Raw genomic sequence first — 18,576 nt, forward strand, 5'->3', positions numbered from 1 at the left:
CTTGGCGGATTGACCGTGCTGGTGCGCGCCCGTCCCGGGGTCAGCGGTGGTCGGTAGCGAGGTGGCGCAGACGCATGGCCGGGCTCGGGTGGCTGTCGAGCATCCAGCCGATCAGCCGGTGCCAGCGGCTCGCGGCCGGGAGCGTGGCCAGGCAGGCGGTGAGTGTTGCTCGGCCGTTGCGGCCGATGGCGTCCAGCAGCCGCACCGCATGGGCGTCGGCGGCCAGTTCCTGGCGGCGCGAGGCTCGGGTTGCAGCCAGGCGCCCGATCAGGTGAACGGCCAGGGCGGCGTCGGTGGCGGCCACAACTATCCAGCGCGGTGCCGCGAGGAACAGCGCGCCCAGAGATAGCAGGAACAGCGCGGAGGTGAGGGTGCTCCAGACTCTCGCGCCCGGTTCGGCGTCGTGGTCCAGTACGTGGTGGGCGATCTCGTGGGCCACCACCATCGTCAGCTGGTCCGGATTCTCCTGATGTAGTAGGTCGGTGCCCAGGATGATGCGCGGGGTGTGGGTGCAGGCATCGACTCCGGCCACCGCGTCGGCCTTCAGGGTGGGGTCGAGGGTGACCAGCACGCCGGGCGTGCCGGGCAGATGGGCGGCGCCGGCCAGGGCCCGGGTCAGGTGGGCCAGGCCGGGCAGAACCGGTGACGAGGTGTGCGGTAGGTCGGCGCCCTCATCACGTACCCGGATGGTGGCGGGGACGACGGGCGGGCGGGATTGTGAGCCGTTCGGTCCGGTCATTTGCGGAGGTCTCCTTGTCGGGTGATGGGGATGGCGGGAAGGTGAAGTCAGGTGCTGCCGGTGATCCAGCGGCCGGCATAGGGCATCAGGCGGCCGCGGGCGATGAGGGCGTAGATGGCGGCGTAGGTCTCGCCCAGGGTGACGGGCACGGTGATCAGCCGGGCCAGGGCGTGCTGAAGCCGGTACGGCACAGGGGCCAGGACCTCCAGGGCGGCCTGGCAGTCGGCGATGGTCGCGTAGGCCCAGGCGACGACCTTTTCGTTCTCGTCATCCAGATGACATTCGGCGTCGCGGCAGGTGGCTTGGATGACGGCGATGGCGTCGATGATCTGCTGGTCACGCTGGCGCAAGGCGATTTCCAGCTCGACCAGGGCACAGATCAGCGCATGGTCGCTGGCCCAGCCGACGCACATGCGGTGCGGCTGTCGGCCCAGGGTGACGGCGGCGCCGATCAGCCCGGCGTAGGAGCGCACGTCCAGGCCGGCGCGGGTGCAGCGGCCGGCGTGCGCGGCGGCGACCACGGCTAGATCATCGGTGTCAGCCAGCACTTCCGCCTGGGTGAGATAGCTCATGATCATCTATCCGGTTCGGTGACGGTACGTGGTCGATGACGACGCACGAGGGAAGGCGGCCGGAAAATGTCCCAATGTCCCAGCGAGCCTCCTAATACAGGCCCTCTGACGGGGGTCGGGACATTGGTATGGGACATTTCCTGGGACATTTCGCGGCCCCTTGATCGGCTACGCTGCGTCGCCGTCGGCGGTGCCTGAGGTGGTGTTCGGGTCGCGGTCCGGGTGGTAGCCGATCAGGTGCCAGCGGCTGCCGCGGCCGCGGCCGCGCAGCTCGGCGAAGCCGTCCAGGCGCAGCCGGTCCAGTGAGCGCCATGCGCCCATGCGTGACAGGCCCATGGCCTCCAGAGCGCGTTCCACCTCGCGTACGGTGGTGCCGCCGTCTCGGGCCAGCAGCTCGATCAGGCGGGCCAGCACGTTGGGGGCGATCTCGGTCTGTTCGGCGGCCTGGGTGCGGCGGGCCTCGGCGGCCTGGGCCAGCCGCTGCGCCATCTGCGCATCCACCACCGGTAGGTCGGGTAGAGCGGCCAGGTAGCGACGGGTCTGCTCGCGGCTGCTGGCGGCCTGGGCCAGCCGGGCGGCCTGGCCGTCTTCTTCTATGTCCATGTCCTGCCCCTCCGGGTTGTACGGCTGGTGCGGGGGTGCGGCGGGCTGGCCGGCCGACTCGGAGAGATCGCCGGGAACAGCGGACGCCGGCGCCTCGGAAGCCACTGCGGCGACCGCGGCGGCGGCAGCGGAGGCCTCGCGGCCGCCGATCGGGGCGTTGGCGGTGGCGGGGTCCTTCAGTCGGGCATAGGCCGGGCCGATGCGCTCCAGCAGTTCGGGCTCCAGGGCCGAGGAGCGGCGTTCGGCGGCCAGGGCGGTGATGTCGTCGAGCTCGTCCAGGCAGAAGGTGCGCCCGGCGGTGTGGGAGCCGTCCAGGTCGGCGACCAGGGTGACGCCCTTGTGGCCTTCGCCGTAGCGGGCCATGTCCGGCAGCTCCAGGCCGAGCTCACCGGCCACGTGGGCCATCTCGGTGCGGCGCGACAGACGCAGCATGACGATGTTCTCGATCTGGGTACGGATGTCGGTGGAGCCGATTTGGCCGATGGTGCCGCGCTGACCGACCAGGATGAGCTCGACGCCCTCGGAGCGGCCGGCGGTGGCGACGGCGGCGGCGGCCTCCTTGATGGCCTGGGCCATCGGGTCGTTGCCGGCGAACAGCGCCGACATCTCATCGATCACGATGGCGATCAGCGGGTGACCGGGTCCGGGCTGGAAGACCTTGTTGTCGTTGAGCGCGGCACGCTCGGCGATGATTTTGACGGCCAGCTGCAGCATGCGCAGCGCCTTGCGGCGCTCGCCTGGTAGCGCCAGCAGGTCCAGAGCCGGAGCCCAACGCCTGAGGTCCTTGCCCTTGCGCAGGTCGATACCCCAGATGCAGGCGTCGTCGGCGGTGCTCAGCTCGGCCAAGATGTCGTTGAGCAGGACGGTCTTGCCGGACCCGAGCATTGCGATGATCATCGTGTGGCGGGCGCCGTCGGAGGTCCAGACCGGCAGGATCAGCGGGCGGCCGGTTTCGGGATCCATGCCGATGACCAGCGGCTCGCGTACGGTGCCGGTCTCCGGCAGGGTGATTTCGGCCTCCGGATCCAGCCGCGGATGGCGGATCTTGTTGGCCCACGGATCAATCAGCCGGATGGTGATGCGGATCCGTCCGGCGATCTTGTCTGGGGCCACCTTCACGCGGGTGAGAGGCAGCTTGTAGTACTCGGCGACGCGTTCGGCCAGATCGGAATGGGTGATGGTCGAGGCGCGCCGGCCGGTGCCCTGCACATCGATGAGCAGCTGCTCACCGAGACGAGTGGGCTCGACGCGCAGCAGGTGCGAGCCGCCGATGCCGAAGTGTGCGGCCAGGCGGTGCCATTCGGCGCGGCGGCGTCGCTCGGCGATCGCGGCTCGGGTCGCCGCGTCCATGCGATACAGGCCGTAGGCGGCGGTGGCGAAGGTCCAGTAGGCCCAGGTGAGCATGCCGCCGGGGCCGGCGGCCGGGCCGAGCTCGGCCGCCAGTGCCAGCCACAGCCCGGAGGCGGTGACCAGGGCACCGGTCTTACCGGCATGCTCAGGATGGCTGCGGGCCACGGTGGCGTAGGCGGCCAGTGCGCCGCCCGCGGTCACCGGCACGATCCCGGCGGCGGGCAGGTCCATCAGGTCGGCCAGGCCGCCGGCGCCGTACAGCGCGGTCGCCAGTGGCAGCGGGGCCCGCTGCAAGGGCTTGGCCCGCACCCAGCGCACCGCAGCGGCCAGCCCGCGGCCGCCGGCGCGCAGCAGACCCGCCCCGGTCCCGGCCGCCGACGGGCCGCGCCGCATCGAGGCATGGCCGAAGTGCGGAGGGATCGGGCAGCGCTCAGCGGCGCTGCGAGTGCGGGCTTCACGCAGGCTGGGCTTGGGTGGGCGCGCGCGACGGGCCAAGACGAGTCTCCTTGCAGCAGGTGGATCACGACGGTCGCGGCGTGGGATTCCCGGTCCCGGGAGAAGGCGGGCCGGGAGCCCCGGCCGGGATCAGGCTGCGCCGGTGAACCAGCGACCCTGATAGGGCAGGACCACCCCGCGGGCCACGGCCTCCATGACCTCGGCGTAGACGGTCAGGAACTGCTTGTGCGCCTCGACCATGCGCGCGGCCAGCTCGGTGGCCGAGGCGGAGTACTCGGCCAGGCCCTGCACCGAGGACGGGTCCAGCCCGACGGTGTTGACGCAGGTCTCGTGCAGCGCGCCCAGGGCGTCGGCATAGCCGCACACCCCGGCGACCTCGCCGGCCATCAGCTGCAGCAGCTCGGTGTCGTCGGCCGGGGCGTGCTCGGTGATCCGGGCGATGATCTGGATCCAGTCGGCCGGGGGAGCGACGCTGGTGACGGTGCCGGCGGTCTGGGTCATGGTGGGTCCTTTCGCGAAGGCGCCAGGGGCGCCGGGAACGGGATCGGTGCTGGTCGAAGTGGTGTCGGAAGTGGACCGCCCGGTGGGGCGCGGCAGGGGATGGGGGACAGCGCGTAACACGTCTTGCGCGTTGGGCTGGGAGGCGGGGCGTCCGTTCGGCGGCGCGGACGAGGACGGGGCACCGGTCGGTTCTGCGCCGGGCAACGGCTCCAAGGCGCGCAGGCACCCATGGCACAGCCACCGGCCGCGCCGCTGACTGAAGCGGGTCAGTTCGGTGGTCGAGTGGCAGCGGGTGCACGGATGCCGCTCGGGCGCAGCTGACTCGGGCGTCTGCGGAGTCGGCTCGTCAGTGTCTTGGCGTCGGCGGTCGAAACGCAGAACACGCCAGCGGCGGCCAGGCTGCACCTCTGTTTCTGCGGATGTCTGGTTTTGGCTTTGGTCGTGCGGGGCGTCCTGTGACTCGGGGGCGGGCTGGAGGCGCCACCACATCCCGCCCGGGGCGTCCTCGCCGTCCATGCGGACTTGCCAGCGGAGCTGGGCACGCTGGGAAGCGGCCTGACCGACACGGCGCACATGGCGGGCGGTGGCCCGGCTCGCCCGGCCGGTCAGCCAGGCGCCGCCGCGGGCGGTGGCGCCCACGGCCTTGCCGGTCAGCTCGGCCGAGGCGTCGCCCAGCGTGCTGCCGTTGATGCGCGGGGCTCCGGAGGCGTTCCATGCCTTGACCAGCCAGGACGAGCGGCGGCGAGGCGGAGGAGGAACACGGCGCAGCCGCTCGGGCCGGTTGGCGTTCCTGGCCAGGCGGGTGATGCCCGCGATGACGGCGATGGCGAAGGCGATCTCAAACAGCAGCATCGTCGCCTCCATGCATCTCGGGCGGCTCGGCCGGGCGAGACGCCTGCGTGGCTTCCTCGCGCAGTTCCGAGACGGCGACCGCGATCGCGATGACGACGATGACCACCGCTGTGATCAGCGCGCCGGGCAGCAGCGGCCAGCCCAGCCAGCCGTGAACAGCGGCCAGCACGGTGGTGATAGCCAGCAGCTCGGCCGGGCTGGGGCGGATCTGCCAGGCGCGGCGCGCGACTTGGCCGGCGGTGGGAGTGGAGGCGGTCATGAGAACCAGCCCCCGATCATGGTGCTGAGGGCGGCCAGCCAGCCGGCGGGAATCTGGCCCAGCGGGGTGGTGGCGGCCAGCAGGCCCCATCCGCCCAGCAGGAGCAGCTCATACCAGCGGGTCTGCCGGGCCCACATCAGCGCGATGATCGCGCCGGTGAGGATGGCCAGCAGGATCATGGGAGATGTCCTCCGATCGTGGGTCAGGACGCATCGATGGCGCGATGGCCGTCGGAAACAGGTGCGGGCAGCTGGGGGCGGGGGCGGCGCAGGCCCCGGAAGGGCCGCACCACCAGCTCGCCGGACTCCCAGCGCAGGATCAGCACGTTGCGCGGGCCGCGCCCGGCCCAGCCCAGCAGGGCCAAGACCGGGCGGCCGCGCTCGATATAGATGCGGCCGGTCACGCCTCGGCGGCGAGGCCGGACATTCATGGGGCCGGCGACCATTCCAGAAGACACCAGACGGTGCGGCCTGCGGAGTCGTCGATGACCTCGTAGCCGTCGGCCAGGTCGCCGACGATGCACGCCAATCCCCAGCCGGACTCATCCGGCTCCCGCGGGACCGGCACCAAGGCCGGGCCCTGGTCGATGACGGCCAAGGTGACCGCGCCCGGAGTGACCTCGACCTGAACGCGGAAGCTCCCGCCGGGCGCCCCGGAGGCCGAGTGGATCACAGCGTTGGTGACCAGTTCGGTCAGCACCAGGGCGACATCGGCGGCGCGGGGACAACCTGAGGGCAGGCACGCCAGCACCCAGGCGCGGGCGGCGGGCACCTGCTCGGCCAGGCCGGGAAACTCCCGCTGCATGGGAGCCGTCGGGGCTTCGGTGAGGGCGACCATCAGGCCACCCCCGTACGGCGCGACGGCAGCGGGACGGCGCTCTGGGCCAGCAGCACCACCGGCCGGGCTCCGTCCGGCGGCAGCTGACCGTGCGCGGCCAGGGCGTGGCGCAGGTGAATCAGCGGGTCGGCCTCGCCCAGGGCGGCGGCCGCGAAGGTCGCGCGGGCGGCGGCCAGCAGCTCGCCGTAGGCGGCGACGATGAGCGCTACCTCCTCGCCGGTCTTCGCGTGCTGCCGGGTCAGGGTGGCGGTCATGAGGCCACCTCCCGGAAGAATGCGCTGATCTCGTCGTCCAGGTCGCCCAGGTGCTCGTGCTCGCGCCCCCAGGGCACCAGCCCGAAGGACTCATCCAGGAAGTCCTGGAGATGCTCGCGCTGGGCGTAGACGGCGAAGGGATAGCCGTGCTCCGGGCGCACGGTCAGCACCAGGTAGTCATCGACCTCCTCGTGCGGGGCCACCAGCACGTCGCACTCACCGGCCGGGTCGTTCATCCCGACGGCCAACAGCGCGCGGGCGAAGCCGTACACCACGGTCTCGGTGCGGCCGCGCACGAAGGCCAGGCGCACCGCGTACGGGTCGTCGAGGCGGTAGGAGATGACCGCGGCCAGTGGGAAGTTGGGCTCATCGGTCGGCCACAGCGTGATGCCCCGGGTGATCTCACGGGTCCTCATGCCGCCACCTCCGCCAGTTCCTGCTCGCCATCCGTGCGGTCGGCCGTGCGGGCGGGCGACCGCACGACCGTGCGGTCCGTGCGGTCCGGCTCGGCCGACGTTCAGACGCCACCGTGCGGAGCCGTACCGGTGCCGGCCGAGACAACGTGCGGGCCGTACGGCTCGCCGTGCTCGCTCTCCTCAGCGGGCGGTGCGGTCAGCAGCCCCCGGCGGGCCTCGGCCAGCACGCCCTCACACCAGCGCTTCTGGTAGCCGGTCCGGGCCTGCACATCGCGCCAAGTGACCTGGTACTTCTCGCCGGAGGCGGCCGCGGCCAGCATCTCCTCGCGCAGCTGCGCGACCGTGGCGGCCCGATAGGCGGCCTGGGCATCCGGCGCGGTCGGCCGCTCGCCCCGGTCCTGGCCATCGTCCGCAGGGTCGGCGCCTGCGGGCTCCTGCTGTGCGGACGGAGAGTCGTCCGCACGGTCGCCGATGTCGGGACTGTGCGGGCCCTGCGGTCCGATCCCGGCCGGTAGGACCGTGCGGACCGGCTCCGCACGCTCGGCCTCCGCACGGATGGCCAGGGCGCGGTCCACGGCCGTGCGGTAGGCGGCGTGGACGGCCTCGGTGATCTGGTGCTTGAGCGTGGTGACCGCCTCGGCCGCGCAGAACACCACCGCCGGCGGCACGCTGTGCAGCAGGATCAGCGACCAGTCCAGCGCCGCCCACGCACTCCAGGTGTTCATCCCGTAGGTCAGCGCCAACGTGGTCCACTTGGTGCGGCGCACCCACGGGCCCGCCGCGATCTGCTGCCGGGCGATGATCTGCTCACCCAGCAGCACGCCCACCAGGACGAGCGAGACCATCGGGTCCAGCAGCCAGGCGATCCACCAGCCGATGGAGTAGGACTCCTCGCCGACGGCGGCGAAGCGCTGGACGTTGGCCATGGTGAACAGCAGTCCGAGGATCAGCCCGGTCCAGATCAGCCGGTCGACCCGGGCCCGCATCTGCTCGATGCGGTAGGCGATGACGTCGGGGTCGGTGTCGTAGACGCGCACCGCGGCGGCCGCGCGTGCGGCGGCGGCCAGCTTGTCGGCCTTGGTCCGGGGCTGGGAGGGCCGGGCGGTGCGCCGCAGCGCCGAGACAGAGGTCATCAGCTCTTCACCGCCTTCAAAGCAGCGGGCAGGGCATTGGGCTCGACGGAGAAGAACAGAATGCACGAGCCGTGCATCTGCGGGGCCTGCTTGAGCATCCAGTCCAGCAGGTCGGCGCGGGTGGCGCCGGACTCCGCGGTGACCGTCCTGATCAGCGTGGCCTGCTGGACGCCACTGCCCATGGGCTTAGCCAGGGTGAGGATGACATGATACTCCATCACGCCACCGCCTCATCGGGCGCGGTCTGGCGAGCGGCGAGGCGGCGCGCCGTACGGCGCCGGTTGGAGACCATGGTCTGCCGCTCCCAGGGAGCGGCGCCGCCGCGGATGCCGTGGAACCAGGAGCGCGGAAGGTCGTACTCCTCGCGCAGCGCGAGCTCCAGACACTCGGCCCGCACGGGGCAACTGCCGCACAACTGCCGGGCGGTGGCCTCGTACTCGACGAGGGCGAGGTCCTTTCCGGCGTCGCTGCGCGAGGTCGGCTCGGGCGGGAACCAGGCGTCGGGATTGCTGCTGCCGACGCAGGCGCCATGCAGGATTACCTGTCTGGCGAGAACCGCTGTGGACTGGGCGTACACGCTCTTGAGGACAGCTGCGAAGATGTTGGACATCGGGTCGGATCTCCTTTCGCGAGGTGGATTGACCCGTGCTTCGCGGCCTCGGTGTGCCAGCACCGGGGCCGCTTTTCGTTGCTCTGTACCTCTGAGAGAGATCGCACCTAGGCGTCTACTCGTCTAGAGGAGTGACACTCTCTTTATGACTCCTCTAGACGAGTTGGTCAAGCGTTATCGCGCAGGAAGTTCGTACGACAGCACGTAGGCGTCGCTGGACATCACCGTGTCGCACACCTCAACGGCCCGGCCATCAGTGGCATAAGCCGTACGGACCAGGTGGAAGACCGGAACGCCAGGGGCGAGCTTCAACGCGCGGATCTCCTCACGGAGCGGCATGCGTGAGCGGATCTCCTCCACGAACCGGTCGAGGCGATACCCCAACTCCTCCAGCCGGGCATAAATACCCCCAGGACCGCTGTCGGGCTGCTCGATCTGCGTACCCTTCGCGATCTCAGCAGGCAGGTAGGAGACAGCCGTCTCGACCGGCTGCCCGTTAATCAGATACCGGCGAGACCGCGCGATGACAAAGGAGCCGTCTGCCAGGCCGAGCCGTTCGGCCACATCTGGGGATGCGGCCTGCTCACTGACCTTGATGGAGTCGACGGACGGTTTACCGCCGGCCCCTTCGGTCTCGGCGATGAAGGCAGCCTTGCCCCGCTCGCGGTGTCGGCGAGCGAACCGGTCGGAGGCGAGCCGGCGCACCGGGGGACGAGAGCGGACGAAGACGCCCCGGCCGTGCTCGGCGACGGTGAGCCCTTCGCTCTGCAGGACCTGGAGCGCGTTGCGGATGGTCATCCGGGCCACGCCATAGTGCTGCATGAGCTGCGCCTCTGAGGGCACCTTGTCACCCTCATGGAGGGTTCCCCGCTCGATCGCGTCCCGGATGTGATCGGCTATCTGACGGAACACGGCCCGGTCGCTGTGCGCGTCCAGCTCCGGAAACGGCAGCTCCGCCACGGGCCAACTCCTCAACTCATACATACGTGTAGCGTCGAGTCTAATGACGGCCGACGTGGGAGGGACTGCTGATGGATCACGAACACCTGCACTCCGTCAGCGTGGCCGGCGTCATCATCGACGACCAAGGACGAGCCCTCCTGGCCCAGCGTCGCGACAACGGCCACTGGGAAGCCCCCGGCGGCATCCTCGAACGACACGAGGACATCGAGTCCGGCCTGATCCGCGAGGTCCGAGAAGAGACCGGCCTTGAAGTCGATCCTGTCGCGCTGACCGGCGTCTACAAGAACATGCCTCGCGGCATCGTCGCTCTCGTTTTTCGTTGCCGCGTAGTTACTGGCAGTCTGGCCGAAACCGATGAGTCCCGTGCCTTCCGATGGGTCACCGCTGATGAAGTGCGAGCTCTGGCATCGGAAGCATTCGCTGTTCGGGTCCTGGATGCAATGAAGTTCGCGAGGGTTCCCGCCATCCGCCAGCACGATGGCATAAACCTGCTAAACCCTGACCGGCACACCATTGATGCGAGTTCATGAGGACTAATAGCTAGATCCTTTCGGCTGTTCTTAGAGTGGCGCACCCATGGAGTCAGTCTCAGAATTCCGCGACAACGGGCACAGGAAGGATCCAGACGACACCCGTGGCGGACGCACCGTTATCGGTACTCCCACGGGCGTGGGGGTCACAGCATGACGGACCGCCTCCCCGCTCCCCGCGGCTTACCCCCACGGGCGTGGGGACCACGGTGACATCCGCGCCAGCCTCGACCGGTTCGTCGGCTCACCCCCACGGGCGTGGGGACCACAGCAAGCTCGGCGAAGCCAGCCCCGTCCTGCGCGGCTCACCCCCACGGGCGTGGGGACCACGTGGCGTATCGCGTCCGGCCCGCAGACCCGATCGGCTCACCCCCACGGGCGTGGGGACCACCCGTGGGCGTACTACGACCCCGCCTCATCGTGCGGCTCACCCCCACGTGGGGGTGAGCCGTGATCCCGTACGCGACCTCGAACGCGTCGATGGTCCTCCCCACGTCCGTGGGGGTGAGCCGTTCGTGAACTTGACTTACGGGTAGCCCACTGCCATGCCCGCGGGGCATTGAAGAGGTCAGGGGTGGAAGTTTGAGCCCGGTGGAGGCGGGTCTGTACCAAGTCCTCGTTGATCACGCTTGGAGCCTTCACCGGTCATGATCATTCCCAATGTCTTCCCGCAAACCAGGGGGACGGGGGTGGGAGAAGGCGTTTGGCCAGGTAGAGACCGCTGGTGTGCCTCATTGGCCTGGTGTCTCATAATCCCTTGGTCGCGGGTTCGAGTCCCGCCCGCCCTACCCCAGATGACCTCTACGAGAGCGCCTCTGACCTGCACTTCTGTGGCCTGAGGCGCTCTTCTGCTGTCCGGCCGTCAACGATCGTCGTCGGCCTCTGGCGGTTGATCGTGCCGAATACATGCCGAAGTTTCGGGAAGATCATCGGCCTTTCCGAGGGCATCGGAGATCCGGCGCTTGGCGGCTTCGTCTTGACCCACGATGCACTTGGTGTAGATCTTCAACAGCACGTCCACGCTGTGCCCCGCCCAGTAGGCGACTTGGGGTGCAGGCACTCCGGCGTTGAGCCAGGTGGACAGACAGGCGTGCCGGAGATCGTAGATGCGTTTGCCGAGAGGGGAGGCGTACTCCGCCTTGGTCAGCACCGCGGCGCGCGCCCTGTCCCACGCTCGCCGGTAGGTGACGGCCGGCAGGTCCCCTCCGTTTACGCCGGTGAACAACAAACCGTCCTTGGCGGGCGGGAAGGTGGTCAGGTGGGCGCGGAGAATCCTGACCAGCTCCGGTGGGCAGGGAACCGTACGGCTTTCGCCCTCGGCACGGTGCTTGAGCTGCCGCTCTTCCCGCCGAGTGCCTTCATCGGTCCACTCCTTTCCGACGTCCGGTGACGCCTTACGGAACCGCAGCTCTCCCCACGCGCCCGGCGGCTCCTCCCACTCGCCCGTCTCCTTGTTCCACTCCAGGGCGGGCAAGATCACGTTGGCTTTCCGAAGCCCCACGGCCTCCTCGGGGCGAAGACCGGCGAAGTAGAGGACGGCGAAGAAGGCAACCAGCCTCGGACCGCTCCGCTTCTGCGCTTTCACCGCGGCCAGAAGCTGCCTGGCCTGGTCCGGGTTGACGACACAGTCGCGATTGACCTCATGTGAGGTCTTCGGTGCCTGCCACTTCAGGCCCCGGATCGGATTGGCGGCGAGCACCTTCAGCTCAACCGCGTATTCCAGGGCGTTGAACAGAATCGCTCGGTTCCGGCGGGCGGTACTCGCCGCCGCCGGTTTGCCGGTGAGCTTGGACGTGGCGGTGTCCAGCACGCTTCGCACGGTCGCGGCCTCTTCGAGGGCGGACACCGGGAGAGTGCTCCGTTTCAGCCACTCGATAACGGGGCTGTACTCGCTCGGGCAACTGTCTCGATCCCTCGTGTTGAAGACCCACCGTGTGAGAGCCTTCCGGACCTTCCGATCGGACGGCTTGCCGCGGTTGCTTTCCAGCATGGCCGGTGTCGCGGCTGTGAGGGCTCGCGCGATGTCGCGCCGGTATCCGGCCGAAGCGCGCTTCCACTTCATGTCCACGTAGGCGACGGCGAAGTCATACCAGCTCATCTCCGTCTTCTCCGCGCGGCGCCACGAGACGGGTTCACCGGTAGTGAGGCTGAACGCCTCTCCCTTGCGCGCGGCGGCCTGGAGCTCGCCGCGGAAGGTGTCGGCCTGAGCGGCGTTCCGGAAGGGCCTTTTCCAGGGCTTTCCCGCAGTCTTCCACCTCACGATGTGGGTGGTGACCCGCGTGCCCTTGTAGACCTCCGTCTTGTAGACGCGCACGTCGTAGGTGATGTCCTTCATCAGGCGGCGTCCTCTCGGGAGGAAAGCCACCGCTCGAACTCGGCGCGGCGGATGCGCAGACTGCCGTTGGGCAGGGTGATGCACTTCGGGGCGCGTCCCTTGGCGCGCCAGTCGTAGAAGGTGGATCGGGAGATGCCGAGCTCGGCGCAGAACTCGGCGACGGTGAGGGGCTTGCCGGCAGTGATAGCCATGGGCGGTGCGTGTCCTTCCGGGTTCCTAAGCTGCAGTGGAGCGGCAGTCAGCCTGGGCATCGGATGTCGCTGGCTGCGTCAGATGCGTGATGGGCTCAGCGGGTTCTGGGTGCCGTTCGCCAGGGCTCGATGGACGAGACGGGTGGCCAGGCGGGTAGGGAGTCCGCTGGCCTCGCCGGCGGCAATCAGCCAGGACGTCACCTGGTATTCGGGAAGGCCGGACCAGGCCAGCAGGCCGCCGGCTTGGTAGGCCAGAGCGGACAGGGCGCGCTGGCGGCCATCGGACAGGGTGGCCAGGTGGGCGGTGCCGCGGGTGATGACGGTGGTCAGGTAGTTGGCCGGGGCCCCGGCGGAGCGGGCTCGCGGAGGAGCCGGATGGGGCTGGGACCGGGCCGGGGGTGCACTGGCCGCGCGGATCACCTCGCGGGCCAGCCAGGGCGGCATGCGCCCAGGGAATGCCGGGTCGCCGGCGCGCAGGCTGTAGGTGCCGGCGGTGGTGATGGCGCCGGGGGCGAGGCCGTAGTTCCAGCCGGCTTTGATGTCGATCTGCCAGCCCAGCGCACCCAGGGCTTGCCGCAGGTTGGCCGCAGGTGCGCGGTACCACAGATGCCGGCCCCCACTGGGTGTGGTCACCACGACGGGCTGATGCTCGGGAACGGCCGGCCAGGGGCAGGGCCCGCCGCGCCGGCGGGTGAGCAGGGCCAGGGTGTGCAGGCCGGTGCGGATGCCGGCCGGATCGGCAAGGGCGGGGTCGCCGGTCAGGTCGATGCCGGGCAGCAGCCCGGTGGTCGGATCGGTCGGGAGCGGATCGTCATGGGCGTCCAGGTCGATTAGGATCAGGCCGGAGGGGCCGGCGGCCACGCCGGGCACGACCTCGGGCTGGTGTTGCCACCAGGCAGTCAAGCGAGCCGGGTCGGTGGTGGCGGCATGGACCCCGTGGCACCAGCGCCCGGCTGGCCGGCAGGGGCAGGTTGCGATGAGGTGAGCGCGGCCGGCGCTTCGGCACCGGGAGCAGTTGGCCAGAGGGCGTTTGCTGGTCGGTGACAGCGGCAGGATGTGCCAGCCGAGAGCGGCCAGATGTAAGGCCAGATCCAGGGGGCGGGCTGGGAGCGGGGTAGGCATGGGCAGCCTCCGAAGACAGTTCCGCCCTGACCGACGGGAGGTCGGCCGGGGCGGAAGTAAGAAGTGATCAGTAGGTCAGGCAGGCTGGGCATGGCGTGCTCCGAGACGACAGAGTGCCGTCGTCACGCCTTGCGCGATGCGGGCGGTGGGGTGCCTCCTGGCCGGGTCGTCCGAAAACGATCAGCCGCTCATGGGGAGAGCGCGCGGAACAGAAGGATCGGTGCGGCTTTCCGCGGGGCGGGGATCCAGAGGAATCCCGCCGCCATGACGTGGCGGCGGGAAGCGCGGATGCCGTCTTCGGCTGACGTGAGTGCTGTGTGAGCACGAGGTGGCGCGCCTTATCACGTGCCAGCCAATCTCACGCAGGGATTGTTTCGAACAGTTCGAAACCGCAAACTCCTTCTCTTGAAGCCTGGATTCTGTGGTCCAGTGACGGTTCCTTTAGCGCAGAGGCTTCGTTAACTTCGGCCATATTGACGTAGTGGAAGTTCGCGACGTACACCTCTTTTAGGTGATGCCGATCTGCGGGGAGGCGGCCGGATGGCGACTGGGACGTCCGGGGGACTTCTCGTTAACCTTGATGAGAACGCGCAATCGCTGTTCAAACACGAGCTCCTGAGTCACTACTTGGAGACTTTCACCTCGATGACGGGGAGCACCGCGCCTGGCCGGCGGGTGGTGGTGCTGGATGGCTTCGCAGGCCGAGGGCGCTACCCGGACGGCCGACCGGCGTCGGCTGAGCGGATCCTGCAAGGGATGGTGAAGCAGAGGAAGTTCCGAAATATCAGTGCTTACTTTGTGGAGAAGGATCCCTCTGATTACGGGGTGCTTACCGAGGTTGTCGCCGAGTATGCCGCGCAGGGCGTGAACGGAGTGGCGTTGCGAGGAAAGGTCGAGGAGCACCTCGATAAAGTTGTGACGGAAGCGAGAGGTGTTCCATTGTTCCTGTTCTTGGACCCCTGTGGTGCTGGACTGCGCTTTGAGCGTCTAGTGAGTGTGCTGGCCGGTCCAAGAGCAGGGAGAAGGCCGGTGACGGAAGCACTCCTCAACTTCAGCGCTGAACTCTCGCGCCGGGTTGCCGGAGTCATGTGCGCGGGTGAGCGCAAAGAGCAGCGCGCCATGGACGCCACCTGTGGCGGGACGTGGTGGCGGCAGACGGCGGAAGAAGCCCTCGAAAAGGCGCCACGAGATCTTGCAGGTAAGCCAAGCTTCGAGCCGGTCGCCCATGCGATCGTCGAGCGGTATGCCCACCTCCTGGCCGAGGCCACCGACATGCACCCGGCCACGGTTCCTGTCCACCGCAGACTGGGGCAGCAGCCGGTGTACCACTTGATCTTCTTCACCCGCAGCGAGTACGGCCTGTGGGTGTTCGCACATGCCACGGCCCTGGCGCGGCAAGCCTGGCTACGCCACCTAGGCAAGTTAGACGACGAACGCGATGTGCCGGCGCTGATCACTCATACGGCGATGAAAGAAGACCTCATCGATCAGGAAGAGGCGATCGCCCGCTCCATCATCGCCGGCAACCTCCGTAACCTCCTGCGCCGGCATGACTGCTTCCGGCTGGTCACTCAGACACGGGAGGTCTTCGGGGAAGCCTACGGAGTGGCCACCGAAGACAGCGTCCGGCACGTCGTCATGGAGCTGTATGCGGCAGGGGAGTTGCGGGTCGGCCGCTCGGAGAGGCCACCACCCCAGAACATCCGCACCCGGGAAATGGTGATCACCCGCCCTCCGGGTCGGTGAGCAGGAGCGTTAACCGACTCCAGTGGGAAGCTGCGGCATCTGCTCCCACAGGCGGCCGTCAAGCTCGCGTCCGCCGGTCTTCGGAGTACGGCCACCCCATTGTTTGAAGAAGAACGGCACGCCCGCCGCGGTGCAGCGGTCTCGGATGTCGAGAACCCACTCAAGACGCATCGGCCGATGCCGCGGCCCGGATTCACCGCCGACGATGACCCAGTCGACGCCGGTCACATCCAGACCGTCGAGCGGACCGATGAGGGGTTCGCACGATAGGAACTTCACTGCGGCACCGGTGGCGCGCAGGTCAGCGATCCGGTGAAGAGCGGTGCTGTCCTCCACGGACACGCCCATCCACACATTGGCCGGCCATGACAGCTCCTGGGACAGGAGCCGCAGCCGCCGTGATCGCTTGGTGAGAAGCTGGTAGGTGTGCTGGGGGGTATCCGCCATCACGGCGAAGACATCCCTGATAAAGGTGCGCGGGACCCGGGCATGGAACAGATCAGACATCGAGTTGACGAACACCACGCGCGGCGTTCTCCACCGGTAGGGCAGCGTAAGGGTGTCTGGGTGCACGGTGAGGCCAAAACCCGGCCCTGAGGTTCGCGGGTCACCGTCGTTTTGATACTTGGCCGTCCCCATGGCCTTAAGCCGCTTGGCCAACGCGAGGGCGTAGCAGTTGTCACACCCGGCTGACACCCTGTCGCAGCCAGTGCTGGGGTTCCAGGTTGCCTCGGTCCACTCGATGGCGCTGCGATCAGCCACCTCGAACCCCTCCTTGCAAGAACGTCTTTATGCCGACATCGAGGCAAGTGCCACGGCAAGCAGGCATGTTGTCCATCCGATTGAATCCGTTGCGCCGATTCCGGCGCAGCTCGTTACGGTGCTGGAGCACCCGCCCGTAGCAGCTGCTCCCGTGATCACCACTCTTCCCTCGTAGGCGAGAGGTGTCTATGCGACTGCGGCATCCGAAGGACAGCCACCCGTGAACGCTTGAGGACGGCTTCTGCCCAGCAGGAGCGACTGAAGTGATCGAGGCTGCCGTGATGATGCTGTGTTTTCTGCGCTTTCCGCGGGAGTGCTGGTCGAAGAGATAGGCATCAGAGACGGGCCGGTCGGCCAAGATGGCGCTGAGCATTCGGCGATCCCGCTCGGTGAAGCTCGTGTTGTCCGGGTCGGTTGCATAGGCATGCCAGTAGAAGCTCTCGATCTCTTGGACCTGGTTGGGGTCGAACGGGCAATAGCGGCTTCGGTTGCGGGCATGACGTCCGCCAGAGGCGCGCGTGAGCAATGCGATGGGCGCGGCACTGGTGACGGTCTCTGCATAGCGAGACCACATGTCAGCCTTGATGGAGTACCCGGCATGGTCGTAGGCGGCCCCGACACGTCGACAGACATCTTTCACGATCATTCCGTACAGCTGGTCACCGTCGCGAAAGTCTTCGAAGTCCAAGGTCAGTCGGTTTTCCCAGCTTCCGGCGTACCGCAGGAACTGGGCGCCTTCGTGAGTGGAACCGCGGTTGATCAACAGGATGGCCAGCTCGAACGCGTCCAGCGCGCTACCTTCTTCGGCGCCTTGCAGAAGTTGGGGGCCGCGGGGGCCGAACCAGTTGCGCATGCGATCAGCGCTGTACTGACCTCGGGGGACTCGGCCCAGAATGGCGAAAGTGGCTTCCTGTTCCAGTGGCTGGGCGGGTTGAAGCGGTCGGTGATCTCTGGAGAGCAAGGCGCGAGGATCATGTGGGTCTCCCGACCACTTCACCGGCTCAGTGACATTTCCTGCGTAACGACGAAGGTCTTTATCGGCTGGGGGAGGGGTAAGCAGCGGATCAGAAGGCCTTGTACTGGTGGGGACGCAGGGCTCAGCGGAGGAGTGGGGGGGCTGTAACGGGGAGGCTGTGGGGAAGCGCTCGTCGTTGTGTTCTTGGCCTGGGAAGGGATCAACTGCCGCAGGTAGTTGCTGGTTGGCGTTTCTGAGGGAGACCTCCTCCTCAGCTACGACCGTCAAAAGGGGTTGAGACAAAGCTGTCGCAGTCTCCGGTTGGGCGGGCACGGTGGTGCTGAGAGCCGGCGGTCCGGAACAGGCCGAACAGCAGCACTGTGACGTGCCGGCGGCCGCTCCCAGCGGCAATGCTCCTCGCGCTCCCGCCGAAGAAGACGCGCTCTCCCGCCCTATTGGGAAGGTCGTCGACGGTGTCTTCGGAGCCGCACCGTCATCAATGCGGGTGTGGCGGCAGTGGAGGCGGTACAGCTCCGTCTCCGTGCCGAGTTCGGAGACCACATCGACACCGGTACCGGCCAAGTGGGCGCAGCAGGCTTTAAAAAACAGCGCGACCCGGGCCCAGGACGGTGGTCCGGTACGGTGCCGTCCGGTCAGCATCGTCGATATGGCACCTTCGGACAGTTGCCCGGAGGACAGCTCCCGGATTCTCCCATATGGCGGGTTTCCGGCCTTTTGACGGATTTTCGTGAGCTCATCGCACAACCCTTGCCACCAGGCTTCGGAGAGACAGTCAGTCACGGAACCGGGTCACCGCCAATCACACGCCCATCCTCGTTGATGTTGCTCTAAAGATTCTTCCGCATCTCACCGGCAACCGGAACGAAGGGTTACCCGCCGGAGGAACTCGAGCAATAAGAAACGGACAAAAGTGTACTAAATATCCTCGTTTCGCCTTCCCTTCGCAATCCGCCTGAGCTGGGAAAATGCTGCGAAACCCTCACCGGAGACACCCCTGAAGATTCTTTAGCGTTTCGTTTCGCGTTCACCCCGACACTGAAACGGATCACAGCCGTTCCGCCTTATTCACAGCCCCTTTGGGTGATTGTTCACCTGATAGACAGAACGTCGAGAGAATCCCCAGCCCACTCGAACTTCGTTCTAGGGCTTTTTCGGCGCGGAGGTTTGATGTCACTGTCAGGATCGGTGATTAAAGTGATCATCGTCGTCACGCTCTCGCTCATCCCGGTCGTTCTGGCGGTAGTCCTGGGGCGGCGCTCGGGCAGATCCATGCCTGCGGCGCTGCTGCTGGGGCTGAGTGTGACGGTGGGACCCGGGTTCCGCAGTTCGTAGTCACACGTGGCGAGTGGACAGCGAGAATCTGCAGGTA

Annotated in this window: 22 protein-coding genes; 3 read left to right on the top strand and 19 right to left on the bottom strand. The window is 68.0% G+C overall.

All coding sequences use genetic code 11. The features are described from left to right. Positions 1–40: 40 nt before the first annotated feature. The 14 genes from IEZ08_RS32110 to IEZ08_RS32175 form a co-directional block, all read right to left on the bottom strand. Positions 41–739 carry a M48 family metalloprotease gene (locus IEZ08_RS32110; RefSeq protein ID WP_189243602.1) on the bottom strand — a complete coding sequence of 233 codons (699 nt, stop codon included), beginning with the start codon at positions 737–739 and terminating at the stop codon, positions 41–43. Between the two features lie 47 nt (positions 740–786). Next, positions 787–1,311: a hypothetical protein gene (locus IEZ08_RS32115; protein ID WP_189243603.1), complete on the bottom strand. Its 525-nt coding sequence runs from the start codon at positions 1,309–1,311 to the stop codon at positions 787–789. A gap of 168 nt (positions 1,312–1,479) precedes the next feature. Then, entirely contained in the window at positions 1,480–3,759 is a 2,280-nt protein-coding gene (locus tag IEZ08_RS32120; RefSeq protein WP_189243604.1) for a hypothetical protein, read from the bottom strand. 90 nt (positions 3,760–3,849) lie between these two features. Beyond that, complete coding sequence (locus tag IEZ08_RS32125) at positions 3,850–5,073, bottom strand: hypothetical protein (protein WP_189243605.1); 1,224 nt, start codon at positions 5,071–5,073, stop codon at positions 3,850–3,852. Beyond that, positions 5,060–5,332 (bottom strand): hypothetical protein, encoded by a 273-nt coding sequence (locus IEZ08_RS32130; RefSeq protein ID WP_189243606.1) that lies wholly within the window; start codon positions 5,330–5,332, stop codon positions 5,060–5,062. Before IEZ08_RS32130 ends, IEZ08_RS32125 begins: the two co-directional genes overlap by 14 nt. Further along, on the bottom strand, positions 5,329–5,511 hold the full coding sequence (locus tag IEZ08_RS32135; protein WP_189243607.1) for a hypothetical protein: 183 nt from the start codon (positions 5,509–5,511) through the stop codon (positions 5,329–5,331). Before IEZ08_RS32135 ends, IEZ08_RS32130 begins: the two co-directional genes overlap by 4 nt. Before the next feature lie 23 nt (positions 5,512–5,534). Continuing rightward, the gene (locus IEZ08_RS32140; RefSeq protein ID WP_189243608.1) at positions 5,535–5,762 is read right to left on the bottom strand and encodes a hypothetical protein; all 228 of its coding nucleotides are present in this window, start codon (positions 5,760–5,762) and stop codon (positions 5,535–5,537) included. Then, positions 5,759–6,169: an ATP-binding protein gene (locus tag IEZ08_RS32145; RefSeq protein WP_189243609.1), complete on the bottom strand. Its 411-nt coding sequence runs from the start codon at positions 6,167–6,169 to the stop codon at positions 5,759–5,761. The genes IEZ08_RS32140 and IEZ08_RS32145 overlap by 4 nt, the downstream gene beginning before the upstream one ends. Continuing rightward, the gene (locus IEZ08_RS32150) at positions 6,169–6,423 is read right to left on the bottom strand and encodes a hypothetical protein (protein ID WP_189243610.1); all 255 of its coding nucleotides are present in this window, start codon (positions 6,421–6,423) and stop codon (positions 6,169–6,171) included. Before IEZ08_RS32150 ends, IEZ08_RS32145 begins: the two co-directional genes overlap by 1 nt. After that, complete coding sequence (locus IEZ08_RS32155; RefSeq protein ID WP_189243611.1) at positions 6,420–6,839, bottom strand: SsgA family sporulation/cell division regulator; 420 nt, start codon at positions 6,837–6,839, stop codon at positions 6,420–6,422. The genes IEZ08_RS32150 and IEZ08_RS32155 overlap by 4 nt, the downstream gene beginning before the upstream one ends. A gap of 101 nt (positions 6,840–6,940) precedes the next feature. Next, complete coding sequence (locus IEZ08_RS32160) at positions 6,941–7,972, bottom strand: hypothetical protein (protein WP_189243612.1); 1,032 nt, start codon at positions 7,970–7,972, stop codon at positions 6,941–6,943. Further along, positions 7,972–8,190 carry a hypothetical protein gene (locus IEZ08_RS32165; RefSeq protein ID WP_189243613.1) on the bottom strand — a complete coding sequence of 73 codons (219 nt, stop codon included), beginning with the start codon at positions 8,188–8,190 and terminating at the stop codon, positions 7,972–7,974. Before IEZ08_RS32165 ends, IEZ08_RS32160 begins: the two co-directional genes overlap by 1 nt. After that, the gene (locus tag IEZ08_RS32170; protein WP_203863576.1) at positions 8,190–8,582 is read right to left on the bottom strand and encodes a WhiB family transcriptional regulator; all 393 of its coding nucleotides are present in this window, start codon (positions 8,580–8,582) and stop codon (positions 8,190–8,192) included. Before IEZ08_RS32170 ends, IEZ08_RS32165 begins: the two co-directional genes overlap by 1 nt. A 174-nt stretch (positions 8,583–8,756) precedes the next feature. Beyond that, on the bottom strand, positions 8,757–9,542 hold the full coding sequence (locus IEZ08_RS32175) for a GntR family transcriptional regulator (protein ID WP_203863575.1): 786 nt from the start codon (positions 9,540–9,542) through the stop codon (positions 8,757–8,759). 71 nt (positions 9,543–9,613) lie between these two features. Between IEZ08_RS32175 and IEZ08_RS32180 the strand changes: the two genes are divergently transcribed. Further along, positions 9,614–10,075, top strand: coding sequence for an NUDIX hydrolase (locus IEZ08_RS32180; protein WP_189243615.1), 462 nt, complete (start codon positions 9,614–9,616; stop codon positions 10,073–10,075). An 862-nt stretch (positions 10,076–10,937) separates the two neighbouring features. Here the strand turns inward: IEZ08_RS32180 and IEZ08_RS32185 are convergent. The 3 genes from IEZ08_RS32185 to IEZ08_RS32195 all read right to left on the bottom strand — a co-directional run bounded on the left by IEZ08_RS32185 (position 10,938) and on the right by IEZ08_RS32195 (position 13,723). Beyond that, entirely contained in the window at positions 10,938–12,410 is a 1,473-nt protein-coding gene (locus tag IEZ08_RS32185) for a tyrosine-type recombinase/integrase (protein WP_189243616.1), read from the bottom strand. Beyond that, positions 12,410–12,601: a helix-turn-helix transcriptional regulator gene (locus IEZ08_RS32190; RefSeq protein ID WP_189243617.1), complete on the bottom strand. Its 192-nt coding sequence runs from the start codon at positions 12,599–12,601 to the stop codon at positions 12,410–12,412. The genes IEZ08_RS32185 and IEZ08_RS32190 overlap by 1 nt, the downstream gene beginning before the upstream one ends. A gap of 78 nt (positions 12,602–12,679) precedes the next feature. Beyond that, positions 12,680–13,723: a bifunctional DNA primase/polymerase gene (locus IEZ08_RS32195; protein ID WP_189243618.1), complete on the bottom strand. Its 1,044-nt coding sequence runs from the start codon at positions 13,721–13,723 to the stop codon at positions 12,680–12,682. A gap of 540 nt (positions 13,724–14,263) precedes the next feature. On the opposite strand from IEZ08_RS32195, the gene tcmP reads away from it, so the two are divergent. Further along, a complete protein-coding gene (gene tcmP / locus IEZ08_RS32200; RefSeq protein ID WP_189243619.1) occupies positions 14,264–15,469 on the top strand; it encodes a three-Cys-motif partner protein TcmP in 1,206 nt (401 codons plus the stop codon). 9 nt (positions 15,470–15,478) lie between these two features. Here tcmP and IEZ08_RS32205 read toward each other — a convergent pair whose 3' ends face one another. Both IEZ08_RS32205 and IEZ08_RS32210 read right to left on the bottom strand, forming a co-directional pair. After that, complete coding sequence (locus IEZ08_RS32205) at positions 15,479–16,231, bottom strand: DUF5131 family protein (RefSeq protein WP_189243620.1); 753 nt, start codon at positions 16,229–16,231, stop codon at positions 15,479–15,481. After that, on the bottom strand, positions 16,224–17,084 hold the full coding sequence (locus IEZ08_RS32210; RefSeq protein ID WP_189243621.1) for a hypothetical protein: 861 nt from the start codon (positions 17,082–17,084) through the stop codon (positions 16,224–16,226). Before IEZ08_RS32210 ends, IEZ08_RS32205 begins: the two co-directional genes overlap by 8 nt. 1,308 nt (positions 17,085–18,392) lie before the next feature. Between IEZ08_RS32210 and IEZ08_RS32215 the strand changes: the two genes are divergently transcribed. Then, positions 18,393–18,539 (top strand): hypothetical protein, encoded by a 147-nt coding sequence (locus IEZ08_RS32215; protein WP_189243622.1) that lies wholly within the window; start codon positions 18,393–18,395, stop codon positions 18,537–18,539. Positions 18,540–18,576 lie beyond the last annotated feature (37 nt).

It is taken from the genome of Planobispora rosea (genome assembly GCF_014648175.1).
Taxonomy (GTDB): domain Bacteria; phylum Actinomycetota; class Actinomycetes; order Streptosporangiales; family Streptosporangiaceae; genus Planobispora; species Planobispora rosea.